Origin of the sequence: Natronococcus pandeyae, from assembly GCF_008122205.1 — an archaeon.
GTDB classification, from domain to species: Archaea; Halobacteriota; Halobacteria; order Halobacteriales; family Natrialbaceae; genus Natronococcus; species Natronococcus pandeyae.
Genome location: NZ_PHNJ01000003.1, coordinates 39,153 through 51,080, shown reverse-complemented (window position 1 = coordinate 51,080; position 11,928 = coordinate 39,153). Strand labels below are relative to the sequence as shown.

Genomic DNA, 11,928 nt, shown 5'->3' with positions numbered 1-11,928 from the left:
TTACGAAGGGCTTCGTCCCACCGTCCATGGGCTTCGACGAGATGGACGTCGACACGATCTGGATGGACGGGGAGTTCGTCGACTGGGACGAGGCACAGATCCACGTGCTCACCCACGGACTCCACTACGGCAGCGGCATCTTCGAGGGTGCGCGCTGTTACGAGACCGAAGAAGGACCCGCGATCTTCCGCTGGGAAGAACACCTGGAGCGGTTCTATCAGTCAGCGAAGCCGTACGAGATGGAGATCGGCCACACGGCCGAGGAACTCACCGAGGCGACGCTCGAACTCCTCGAGCGCCAGGACCTCTCCTCCTGTTACATCCGCCCGATCGCCTTCTACGGCTACGACAGTCTCGGCGTGAGCCCCGGCGACTGTCCCACCAGGACCGCGATCGCCGCCTGGCCGTGGGGGACCTACCTCGGCGAGGACGCCCTCGAGAACGGTATCGACGTGATGGTCTCCTCGTGGCGCAAGCACTCCTCGAGTCAGATCCCGACGAACGCGAAGACGACCGGCCTCTACGTCAACAGCATGCTCGCCGGCGAGGAGGCTCGCCGCAACGGCTACGCCGAAGCGATCGTGCTGAACAAGGAGGGTCACGTCGCTGAGGGACCCGGCGAGAACATCTTCCTCGTGCGCGACGGCGAGATCTACACGCCCGGCCTCTCCGAGTCGATCCTCGACGGCATCACCCGCGACACCGCGATCACGCTCGCAGAGGACCTGGGCTACACGGTCCACGACAACGTCTCGATCTCGCGGGGCGAACTCAACACCGCCGACGAACTGTTCTTTACGGGTTCGGCGGCCGAGGTCACCCCGATTCGGAAAGTCGACAACGTCGTCATCGCCGACGGCTCGCGCGGCCCCGTCACCGAGGAGATCCAGTCGAAGTTCTTCGAGGTCGTCGAGCGCCGCACCGACGAGTACGACGAGTGGTTTACCTACAAATAGGGTTTCACTCACTCGGGGCACAACTCGGGTGGACTCTGCTGCGTTCGGCACGAACAGTGGTCGTTTCCCGCTTTCGAGAGGGAAACCAGAACCCTTTGAATCGGCAGCTTCCTGCAGGCGTATATGAAACGACGAGCGGTCATCCTCGGTGCCTCGAGTCTCGCGCTCCTCGCCGGCTGTCTCTCCGACGATGACGATCGGATCGACGAACGCGGTGACATCGAAATCGTGATCGACGACTCCCCGGTCGACCTCTCCGAAGACCGGTACCAGGCTGAGCACGCCGAGAACCACTCGATCGACTTCCACCTCCACGAGGGAACCGACGAGTGGTTCATGGAGGGCGAAGAACGCGTCACGTTCGCGGAAGCGATCGATCTGCTGCCGCACTTCGCGTTCGCGACCGAGGACGGCGACCACGTCCTCGAGCACGACGGAACGACCTACGACGAGGGTGACGCGGGCACGGAGATGACGTTCACCGTCGACGGCGACGACGTCGAGCCGACCGAGTACACGCTGCGCGACGGCGACGAGATGGTGCTCGAGGTTACGACCGACGACTGACGCCGTCGGCGCCTCTGTGATCGCGTTTTTGCGAGAGGGTTGAAGTGGGCTCGAGTCCGTTCGAACGTATGCCGTCTATCGACGACTCCGCGAGAGTGGTCGACTCCAGCGTCGGCCAGGCGGAGATCCGAGAACACGTGACCATTCACGATTCCGAACTCGGCGACGGATGCCGGGTTTACGAACGGAGTTCCATCAAAAAGTCCCGTATCAGCGACCAGGTCGACGTCAACGCGGGGACGTACATCGAGAACGCGGAAATCGGACCCAACGTGCAGATCGGTCCGAACTGTAGCGTCGTCGGCGTTACCCACGAACTGAGCGAACGGGGGATGGAGTTCCGAAACGACGTTTTCGAGCGGATCGTCCTCCACGAGCGAGTCTTCGTCGGGGCCGGTGCCGTCCTCGCGCCTGGTATCGAGATCGGCGAACGGACGGTCGTTGCAGCGGGAGCGACCGTTTCGCGGGATGTCGGTCCCGGGAAAATCGTCCTTGGCTCGCCACCCGTCCAAGAGATCGTGGACCTACACGAGTGGATGAATCGATAACTCCCGTACACAGCTATCGAAGCGGCCACGTAAGCGATCTTCGGCCGGACGCGGGCTCGCCGTAATACGGTGAGCCCGCAACCCGGGGGAGGGCAGGCCGCTCACCGAAATCCGCCGCGAGCAGCCGTCGGCTGCGAGCGGGCCGACGACCGACCCGAAACGGAGTGGAGGGAGGAGCGCTGTTGATCAACCTTTTACCGAGGGACGGCGCGTTCGCGACGGGATTCCGTCGCGAACGCGCAAGACCGCAGCGTAAAAGGTTGGTGTTAGTCGTCGTCCGCGTCCGCCTTCCCTCTTCCCGTGTCTTTCTCGCCGCCGTCGGCCGTCGCCTCGTCGACGACGTCGATGGAGACGCCCGCGTCCATGCCGCGGTTGCGGTTCGAGTCGCCGAACCCTGCGCTCAGCACGCGGGTGAGGGCGTCTTCGACGTCCTCGTCGAGTTCGGTGATCCGGTCGGACTCGACCTCGATGACGAACCCGGTGGTGATGTTCGGCGACGTCGGCAGGAAGAGCACCTCACGGCCGTCTTCGGTTACTTTGCCCGTTTTGAACGCCGTCATCCGGAGTCCGTCCCAGGTCTCGAGTTTGACCGGCGTCTGAAGCGAGTCCTGTTCGCCGAAGGCGGTTTCGGCCGCCATCTTCGACGCGTTGTAGACGACCCGAATCACCGGAACGCGGTTGGCGACGTTGTCGACGAGTCGTTCGACCAGACCGCCGACGGTCGTTCGCATGAGATAGCCCACAGAGAACGTGAGGATGATGAAGACGGTCAGCGCGACGACAACCCGGAGGAACTGTGCGATCTGTTCGCGTGTCTGCTGGGCCTGTGGGCCGTCACCCGAGATGAGCGGCCGGAGGGCTGCCTCGTCGAGGATCAGACCGGGCGTGATCCCGGCGACGAGTCCGTAGAGCCAGTAGATGACGTAAAGCGTCACGAGGATGGGCCCGAGGACGATCAGCCCACTCGCGAAATCCCGCTTCCACGAAGCCATGTACTCCAACTCACACTAGGGGCTAATGAGCCCTTTCCTTTAGCGGCCGATGATCGCCCGAACGGCGAACCAGAGGTTCTCCTTGCGCTCCATCGCACGCCGGTAGAAGTAGGATTTCCAGCGGCCGCCGTAGGGGACGTACTGCCAGACCTCGTACTCGTCGGCGAGGTCGTACTGCGCGTCGTCGCGCACGCCCATGAGCATCTGGATCTCGAAGTCGGTGCCGTGCTCCTCGTGGAGGGAAATCGCGTGGTCGATCATCGCCGGATCGTGGCTGCCGACCGCGATCCCGTCCTCGAAGTGCTCGAAGGCGTACTCGAGCAACGCCTCGTACTCCTTGTTGACGGTCTCTTTCCCCTTGTAGGCGATTTCGTCGGGTTCGTCGTACGCACCCTTGACGAACCGGACCTTTCCGGGCACGTCGGCGAGCCGTTTCACGTCATCGCGGGTGCGTTTGAGGTTCGCCTGGACGCAGACACCGACCCCTCCGTTATGCTCCCGCGCGAGGTCCTCGAACGCGTCGAGCGTCGCGTCGGTCGTCGTGTGGTCTTCCATGTCGATCCAGACGAAGACGCCGTGGTCGGCGGCCGTCTCGACGATCTCGGTGAGTTCCTCCCGGAAGACGTCCTCGCCCAGGTCGAGGCCGATCTGGGAGGGTTTGACGGAGATGCAGGCCTCGAGGTCCGATCGAGCGATGTCTTCGGCGAGTTCCTGGTACTCCACGGCGTCGGCGTGTGCCGGCTCGCGGTCGTCGTAGTGCTCACCGAGCAGATTCACGATCGCCTTGACGTCGCGATCGTTCAGCTGTCGAACGTGGTCGAGCGCCTCCGCCGGTTCCTCCCCCGCGACGAACCGGCTCGCGATTGGCGGAATCATATCTGAGTGATATGTCTCCACTTATATGGATGTAGTGCTCTATCCTGTGGACGACGCCCACCGATTCGACGACCGCGAACCACCGCAGGTTAAGACACGCCGGCCCATTCCGCCGCATATGGCAGTACTCGAGACGATCGTCGTCGCCTTCTGGGCGATGTTGCCCGCCTACGTTCCCAACAACGCCGCGGTTCTGGCCGGGGGCGGCCGGCCGATCGACGGCGGTCGGACGTGGGGGAAGAAGCGAGTACTCGGCGACGGGAAGACCTGGCGCGGGACGGTCGCAGGGATCCTCGCCGGGATGGGTCTCGCCGGCGTCCTGAACCTCCTCGCGGACGACGTGAGCGCAGCGCTCGGATTCGACGTGCCGACGTTCGTGCTCCCGGCGGCGATCGGACTCGCAGCCGGGGCGATGCTCGGCGACATCCTGGCCTCGTTCCTCAAGCGTCGGACCGGTCGCCAGCGCGGCGCGATGTTCCCCGGCCTCGACCAGCTCGACTTCGTCGTCGTCTCGCTCCCGCTGACGGCGCTGCTCGCGACCGAGTGGTTCTTCGAGGTCTTCACGTGGGGCGTCATCGCGGTCGTCATCGTCCTCACGCCGATTCTCCATGTGACGACTAACATGATCGCCTATCAGCTCGGCCTGAAGAACGAACCCTGGTAGCCGGCGGCGTCAGGCCCGAAGCTGCTCCTCCGGAACGATTCCCTCGTCAGTCCAGCTGCGACGCTCGTCGTACTCGTCGAGCAATCCTCGAGACGGTCACCGTCGTGGCAACTGGTCATCCAACACGGAAGGGCGGTCGATCGTGAGCCGATTCCGCGGCGACCGACACCGATCGCCCGGACACGGTTATTGTGTACTAAGAGTCCGATCTTCGACCTCGAAATCGACTACGGAATCAGTTTTTGTGTACGTCCTATATGATTACTGTGAATAAACTATTTATCACTGTTTCACCTGGCCTTACGTATGACGGCAGGCCCACCCATCGACGAGCTACACTACGAGGATGCACCGAACGTCGACACCGTTCCCGGTCCGCAGTCGCGGGAACTGCTCGAGAAACAGCGCGAGATCGACAGCAGTGCGGTCGCGTACCCCGAGGATATCCCGGTCGCCTTCGAGGAGGGATCGGGTGCGACGGTCCGCGACGTCGACGGGAACACCTACATCGACATGTTCGCCGGCATCGGCGTGCTCAACGTCGGTCACGCGAACCCGTACGTCCTCGAGGCCGTCCACGAGCAGGCCGATAAGCTCGTCCACACGGTCGACTTCCCGACGGAGGCCCGACTCGAACTGATCGAGAAGCTAGACGAGATCGCACCCGCGGGTCTGCAGGGGAACCAGAAGGTTGTCTTCGGCGGTCCCACCGGTAGCGACGCGATCGAGGCCTCGATCAAGCTCGCAAAGTACAACACCGGCGGCGACGGTCTGATCGCGTTCCGTGGCGCCTACCACGGCGCGACGACCGGTGCGATGAGTCTCACCGGCAACAAGAGCTTCAAAGAGCACTACTCGCCGCTGCTCTCCGACGTCGTCCACGCGCCGTATCCGGACCCGTTCCGTCAGGAAAAGGCGCCCCAGGAGGCGGTCGATCACGCGTTAGAGGAGGTCCGGGCGATCGTCGAGGATCCCTACGGCGGCCTCGCGAACCCGGCCGGCATCTTCGTCGAGCCGATCCAGGGCGAAGGCGGCGTCATCACGCCACCAGAAGGCTTCCTGCAGGGGCTGCGCGACATCGCCGACGACAACGATATCGTCCTCGTCTTCGACGAGATACAGAGCGGTCTCGGCCGCACCGGCGAGTGGTGGGCCAACGACTGGGAGGGCGTCACGCCGGACGTAATGACCTCGGCGAAGGCGCTGGGCGGCGTCGGCTTCCCGCTCTCGGCGACGATCTACCACGAGGACCTCGACACGTGGGGCTCGGGCGATCACGCCGGCACCTACCGCGGACACGTCGTCGCGATGCGGGCCGGAACCCGCACCATCGAGTACATCCAGGAGCACGATCTGCTGGCACACGCCCGCGAACTCGGATCGTCCATCCGCGACCGTCTCCGTGAGGTCGCCGACGGGAACGACCACATCGGTGAGGTCCGCGGACGAGGACTGTTCATCGGCGCCGAGTTCGTCGACGCCGACGGCGCTCCGGACAGCGACTTCGTCGACGCCGTCCAGCAGTACTGCTTCGAACACGGCGTGCTCGTCTGGACGGCCGGCCGACACGGTAACGTTCTTCGACTCCTGCCACCGCTCGTGCTCACGGAGGACCTCGCGGAGACGGCGCTCGACGTCGTCGCCGACGCGATCGAGCACGTGACGGCAGAGATGCAACAGACCGCCTGATCGCCGCGACTCGACCATGTCAGACAAAACGCCCATCAGCACCGACGGCGCACCGAGCAACGACAACCCGTACTCGCAGGGCGTCCGCGCCGGGGAGACCCTCTACGTCTCCGGCTACGGCCCGGTCGACCCCGAGAGCGGCGAGGCCGTCGAGGGCGACATCGAGGACCAGACGGAACGCGTCCTCGAGAATATCGCCGCGGTCGTCGACGAGGCCGGCGGCGACGGCCTCGCGGACGTCGTGAAGGTCACCGTCTACCTCACCGACCTCGCAGACTACGAGCGCGTCAACGAGGCCTACGGCGCGCAGTTCGGCGACGAACCGCCGGCCAGGGTCTGCGTGGAGGTTTCGCGGCTGCCCGAGGACGTCCGCGTCGAGATGGACGCTACCGCGTATCTCGGAGCGCAGTAACCGACGTCAGGTTCCCCTCGTTCGTCTCGAGAGTATGTCCGGGTGTGACTGGCTACTTCGGCGGAGACCCACCGTGGCCGTGTTCACTCTTCTGGCTTCTCGACCAGTCTCGCGACGGTGACGAACGTATCGAACTCGTGTGGCGAACCCTGGATCTGAACGATGTTCTGGTCCGGGTCGTACTGGACGAATTCGACCTCCGCAGATTTCGGAAGGTGCGTGTGTTTCAACTCGAGGGCGATCTCCTCGAAGCGATCCAGTGAACGATTCTGCGGTGGCGGCTCGTCTTCCCATTCGTCGACCGTTTTGACGAGTTCTTCGACGCCTACAGGCCCGTCCCGTTCGTAAAGATAGTACAAGACGTATCGCCGGCGTTTCTCCTCGAGCAATTCAAATACAGTGCCTACTGTTACCATGGAGTACGTCCGTTCAGAACGGGCTTAGACTTTGTCGCTGTGATTCCGCCGAAACCAGTCTCTTCAGGATCCTAATCACTCTCCAGCACTACCCGCTTTCTCGGTCGTCGCTCCTGGTTTTCGAGAGTCGGGGTAGTCTCGTAGGGTGCCGTGGATGATAGTAGCCACTGAACGTCAGTGCACACCCGATCGCACGATGGGAGCGCGGTTCGGAGTGAGCGGGGTTCGGAACGTACGCGGTTCGGAACGAACGAAGTGAGTGAGAACCGCGAAACGAACGGAGAGGAACGAACCGTGAGCGAACGAAGTGAGTGAGAACCGCGGAACGTGAACGGGGAGGAACGACCCGGGAGCGATACAAGCGAGACCCGCGGACAGCGCGATCGGTGTGGAAACCGTTTCAGTTGTTACTAGCGGTGGTGTCTTGGTACTGGGAATCCCTCGAAGCGCTCCCGTGAAGCCGTCGTCGTGTACAAACCGAATACGATTATTGACTATCGTTAAGTGAGGCCACTCCCTACTGCTCCAGACGATGGTGCACGACGTTCGAAACAGGCTTTCGGAGATACGGCGCGATCTCCACCGATGTCCGGAACCGGGGTGGCGGGAGTTCCGAACGACGGCGCGCGTCGTCGAGGAACTCGAGCGGATCGGCGTCGACGAGATCGCCGTCGGCCGGGAGGCGCTCGAGACCGACGCGCGGATGGCCGTTCCCGAGGAACGCGAACTCGAGTCCTGGCTCGAGCGCGCCCGCGAGGCCGGGGTGCGATCGGATATCCTCGAGCGAACCGCGGAGGGCCACACCGGTGCGGTCGCCGTCCTCGAGCAAGGGGAGGGGCCGACGGTCGGTCTGCGGGTGGATCTGGACGGGATCTCGCTCCGGGAGTCCGACGAGGCGGGCCACCGGCCGGCGGACGAGGGATTTCGCTCCGAGCACGAGGGGTACATGCACGCCTGCGGGCACGACGCCCACGCGACGATCGGGTTGGGGGTTCTCGAGGCGGTGAAAGACAGCGACTTTTCGGGAACGTTCAAGGTGTTCTTCCAGCCGGCCGAGGAGATCTCCGGCGGCGGCAAGGCGATGACCGAAGGGGGATACCTCGACGACGTCGGCTACTTGTTCGCGCTCCACATCGGGCTGAACCACCCGTCGGGAACGATCGTCGCCGGCATCGAGAAACCCCTCGCGATGGCGCACGTGACGGCCACCTTCGAGGGGGCGAGCGCCCACGCGGGGAAGGCACCCAACGAGGGGGCGAACGCGATGCAGGCGATGACGTCGGCGGTCCAGAACGCCTACGGCATCCCGCGTCACAGCGACGGGATGACCCGCGTGAACTTCGGTCGCGTCGAGGGCGGGACCGCGAGCAACGTCATCGCCGAGGAGATCACCGTCGAGGGAGAGGTGCGCGGCGAGACGACGGCGCTGATGGAGTACATCCGAACGGAACTCGAGCGCGTACTGTACGCCGCGGCGGAGATGCACGACTGCGACGTGACGCTCCGGACGATCAGCGAGTCGCCGCGAACGGACAGCGATCCCGCGCTCCGCGAGCTCGTCAGCGACGTCGCGAGGGAGAACCAGCGCATCGACACGGTGGTCCCCGCCGAAGAACTCGGCGTGAGCGAGGACGCGACCTACCTGATGCAACGCGTCCAGGACGGCGGCGGGCTCGCGACGTACGTCATCCTGGGGACGGATCACCCGACGAACCACCACACGCCGACGTTCGACGTCGACGAGGGGAGCCTCGAGACCGGCGTCGCCGTGCTCGCCGAGAGCGTGACCGAACTCTCCGCCCGCGGGCCGAGCGACACTCCGGGGTGAAACGCGACGGCGCAGGTCGGTAACCGACGGCAACTGACTGACTTCTACTCGGCGACTGCGGCCGTCATCAGTACACGAAAACTGTATCACGAACGCGCTTCTCGGAGCGAGGCTACGCGGCAAACTGACACAGAGAGGCCAGAAAACGGACGACGAGAGGAACCGGATCGCTCGAGATCGGGGGTTCAGTGACGCAGGAAGTGTGCGTACGCTGTCACGTCTGCTAGATCAGAAGGGTTAATTCGAGTGGTAACCGTGTTCTGTGTATGAGTCAGGATGACGTGCCGGAGTCACTACAGACAGCAGCGGACTCCGATCGGCCACGTGGTATCCTCACGCCCTCCGATCGCGATTTCTTGCTCGGTCGAAAGACCGACTACACGGACCACTCGAAGAAACAGAAGCGAAACCGGATTCGACGCCGGGTCAGAAACGCGGTTCTCGACTTCAGTATCCTCTTCGAGTACATGGAGGAACGAGATCGGAACACGGTCTTCGACCCCGACGACGAGGACCGCGACGCGTACACCCAGGGGATTACGGACACGCTCGCCTTCCTCCATCTCGGAACGATGGGCTACTACACCCCGTTCAAGGATATGCTCTCCGAGGGCGTCGGCAAGGCCGAACAGCGACTCGCCGGTTCGAACTACCGGATGGTCAACGTCGAGTTCAACGTCGACCCCGTCGGCCAGATCGACGTCGACGAAGTCGTCGAGAAACTCGACAACGAGGAGTTCGCTCAGCTTACCGACGAGGAACTCCGGGCGTTCGTCCGACTGTTGACGATGTCCGACGAGTTCTCGCCCGAGGAGACCCGCGAAAAGATCAAGGATCGCGTCGACGAGTACACCAAACGCGTCAACGAGAGCGCCGAAACCCGCGAACAGAAACTCGAGGAACTGACGAACTGAGTGCTTGCCTGCCCAGTTTTGCAACTGCCGATCGAACGGTACCGTCCAGATCGGGCTCTGCGTATCGATCTCGGATTCTCCGTGCGATTTCGACTGTGCTAACCGGCTCACGCCGCGGATCCTGGCCCAATTGGTCACTCCCGAAGAGTAGCGCCTTTTTCTCTGTGTAGAGCGTGCTCACGAGAGTTGCCGTCGAATCCGCATCCCCGACCGCAAACGGCTCTGGGAGCGGAGTGACAACCTTCCGAGAATATACACAATCCGTTTATGCCAGATACGAAAAGAAAATACTTATTATGTAGACCAGCAACCAGATTGGTATGCCATCGCTCAGCACGGCATACAGTAGGTGGAATCGGGGGGAACTGCGCAGTGGCAGCTCGGTTTCAGGGGTGAGATGAGATGAGTGAGTCCGACGCGGGGATGTTCGATCAGTTCTTCGAGGAACTCGATCCGATCGTCTTCCTCTTCGGTGCTGGGATCACGGTCGGCGTGATCGCGATGTTTTTCATCAGTCCGACCACCGTCGAGAACACGATCGCGACGCTCAACGAGGGGATGCTCGCGTACTTGAACTGGGCGTTGCTAGCGATCGTCTTCCTGATCGTCGTCTTCTTGCTGTTCCTGATCGTGGGACCGTGGGGGAAGATCAGGTTCGGTGACGATCCACCGGAGTACAGCTTCCTGTCGTTCTTCGCGATGCTGTACTCCGCAGGGTTCGCAGCGGGCGTGGTGTTCTGGGGACCGACCGAGGCACTGTTCTACTACGACAATCCCTCGCCGCTGTTCGACGTCGGCAGCCAGTCGGGTGCGGCGATGAGCGTCGCCGTACAGCAGACGCTGTTCCACTGGGCCCTGCCCCAACTGGCCGTGTTCACGATCATGGGGATCGCGATCGGCTACTTCGCGTACAACTACGAGAACGTTCCACTGCGAGTGTCGTCGGCGCTCACGCCGATCCTCGGGAAGGAGAATCTGGACGGCCCGGCCGCGAAGACGATCGACATCCTCGCCGTCTTCGCGACCATCGGCGGCGTCGCAACCTCGCTCGGATTCATCGGCAGCCAGTTCGTCAGCGGGCTCAACTTCCAGTGGGGGATCGACCTGGGGAACACCGGAATTATCCTCGTGGTGACGACGATGACGCTCCTGTTTACCATCTCGATGGTGCTCGGGGTCGACAAGGGGATCCGGCGGCTCTCGAACTTCAACATGGTTCTCTTCTTCATCCTTCTGATCGCGACCTTCATCGTCGGTCCGACGATATTCCTGGTCCTGCTCGGAACGCAGGCGATCGGCGGGATGATCACCGACTTCATTTCCATGAGCCTCTTTACCGGTGCCGGCACCGAGGGTGGGACCCAGTGGGTGAACGACTGGACTGTCTTCTACTGGGCCTGGGCGCTCTCGTGGTCTCCGTTCGCGGGGCTGTTCATCGCACGGATTTCCCGCGGCCGAAGCGTCCGCGAGGTCGCCTTTACCGGCATCGTCGCGACCTCGGCAGCGACGATTCCGTGGTTTGTCTCGCTCGGCGGAACGGCCGTCTGGATGCAACACAACAATATCGCTAACTTCAGCGAGGTCATGGCGTTCGAAGTCGGCGCGGAAGCCACCGGCTTCATCATGTTCGACGCGTTCCCGATCGGCACCGTGTTCATGCTCGCGTTCATGCTGCTCGTGACGACGTTCTTCATCACGTCGGCGGACTCCTCGACGCTCGCGGTGTCGATGATGACCACCGGCGGCAAGGCGAAACCGTCGAACATCAACCGGATCTTCTGGGGCGTGGTCCTCGGGATGACCGCCGCGATCCTCATGATCCTCGGTGGCGTCGACGCCCTGCAGTCTGCAGCGATCATCACCGGCGGCCCGTTCGCGTTCGTCTGCTTCCTCGCGATGCTCGGACTGATCAAACACTTCAGTGCGAACCACGGGCGGACGTTGCTCCAGGACGAGACCGTGATCATCGGCTCGAGCGACGAACCGTCGTCGATCAGCGGGACAGCCCAGACCAGCGAGGACGACGACTGAGACGGTCTGCTGTGACGATTTTCCGGCGGAGCCGC

At 63.1% G+C, this 11,928-nt stretch carries 12 protein-coding genes; 9 read left to right on the top strand and 3 right to left on the bottom strand.

Annotated features, from left to right (window positions below; translation table 11 throughout):
- The first annotated feature begins 26 nt into the window (after positions 1 to 26).
- The 3 genes from CV102_RS06925 to CV102_RS06915 all read left to right on the top strand — a co-directional run bounded on the left by CV102_RS06925 (position 27) and on the right by CV102_RS06915 (position 2,071).
- Complete coding sequence (locus CV102_RS06925; RefSeq protein WP_148857169.1) at positions 27 to 956, top strand: branched-chain amino acid transaminase; 930 nt, start codon at positions 27 to 29, stop codon at positions 954 to 956.
- A 123-nt stretch (positions 957 to 1,079) separates the two neighbouring features.
- Positions 1,080 to 1,523, top strand: coding sequence for a hypothetical protein (locus CV102_RS06920; protein ID WP_148857168.1), 444 nt, complete (start codon positions 1,080 to 1,082; stop codon positions 1,521 to 1,523).
- Positions 1,524 to 1,591: 68 nt separating this feature from the next.
- Positions 1,592 to 2,071: an acyltransferase gene (locus tag CV102_RS06915; protein ID WP_148857167.1), complete on the top strand. Its 480-nt coding sequence runs from the start codon at positions 1,592 to 1,594 to the stop codon at positions 2,069 to 2,071.
- A gap of 266 nt (positions 2,072 to 2,337) precedes the next feature.
- Here CV102_RS06915 and CV102_RS06910 read toward each other — a convergent pair whose 3' ends face one another.
- The gene (locus CV102_RS06910; protein WP_148857166.1) at positions 2,338 to 3,063 is read right to left on the bottom strand and encodes a DUF502 domain-containing protein; all 726 of its coding nucleotides are present in this window, start codon (positions 3,061 to 3,063) and stop codon (positions 2,338 to 2,340) included.
- A gap of 39 nt (positions 3,064 to 3,102) precedes the next feature.
- Positions 3,103 to 3,939 carry a proline dehydrogenase family protein gene (locus tag CV102_RS06905; RefSeq protein WP_148857165.1) on the bottom strand — a complete coding sequence of 279 codons (837 nt, stop codon included), beginning with the start codon at positions 3,937 to 3,939 and terminating at the stop codon, positions 3,103 to 3,105.
- A 118-nt stretch (positions 3,940 to 4,057) separates the two neighbouring features.
- On the opposite strand from CV102_RS06905, the gene CV102_RS06900 reads away from it, so the two are divergent.
- The 3 genes from CV102_RS06900 (at position 4,058) to CV102_RS06890 (ending at position 6,704) form a co-directional block, all read left to right on the top strand.
- A complete protein-coding gene (locus CV102_RS06900) occupies positions 4,058 to 4,603 on the top strand; it encodes a CDP-2,3-bis-(O-geranylgeranyl)-sn-glycerol synthase (protein WP_148857164.1) in 546 nt (181 codons plus the stop codon).
- Positions 4,604 to 4,909: 306 nt separating this feature from the next.
- Positions 4,910 to 6,292: an aspartate aminotransferase family protein gene (locus CV102_RS06895; protein ID WP_148857163.1), complete on the top strand. Its 1,383-nt coding sequence runs from the start codon at positions 4,910 to 4,912 to the stop codon at positions 6,290 to 6,292.
- Positions 6,293 to 6,308: 16 nt separating this feature from the next.
- On the top strand, positions 6,309 to 6,704 hold the full coding sequence (locus CV102_RS06890; RefSeq protein ID WP_148857162.1) for a Rid family detoxifying hydrolase: 396 nt from the start codon (positions 6,309 to 6,311) through the stop codon (positions 6,702 to 6,704).
- 83 nt (positions 6,705 to 6,787) lie between these two features.
- Here CV102_RS06890 and CV102_RS06885 read toward each other — a convergent pair whose 3' ends face one another.
- Positions 6,788 to 7,120: a DUF7344 domain-containing protein gene (locus tag CV102_RS06885; RefSeq protein WP_148857161.1), complete on the bottom strand. Its 333-nt coding sequence runs from the start codon at positions 7,118 to 7,120 to the stop codon at positions 6,788 to 6,790.
- A gap of 532 nt (positions 7,121 to 7,652) precedes the next feature.
- On the opposite strand from CV102_RS06885, the gene CV102_RS06875 reads away from it, so the two are divergent.
- The 3 genes from CV102_RS06875 to CV102_RS06865 all read left to right on the top strand — a co-directional run bounded on the left by CV102_RS06875 (position 7,653) and on the right by CV102_RS06865 (position 11,893).
- Positions 7,653 to 8,948 carry an amidohydrolase gene (locus CV102_RS06875; protein ID WP_148857160.1) on the top strand — a complete coding sequence of 432 codons (1,296 nt, stop codon included), beginning with the start codon at positions 7,653 to 7,655 and terminating at the stop codon, positions 8,946 to 8,948.
- Positions 8,949 to 9,214: 266 nt separating this feature from the next.
- Complete coding sequence (locus tag CV102_RS06870; RefSeq protein WP_148857159.1) at positions 9,215 to 9,862, top strand: hypothetical protein; 648 nt, start codon at positions 9,215 to 9,217, stop codon at positions 9,860 to 9,862.
- Between the two features lie 402 nt (positions 9,863 to 10,264).
- Entirely contained in the window at positions 10,265 to 11,893 is a 1,629-nt protein-coding gene (locus tag CV102_RS06865) for a BCCT family transporter (protein WP_148857158.1), read from the top strand.
- The last annotated feature ends 35 nt before the right edge of the window (positions 11,894 to 11,928 follow it).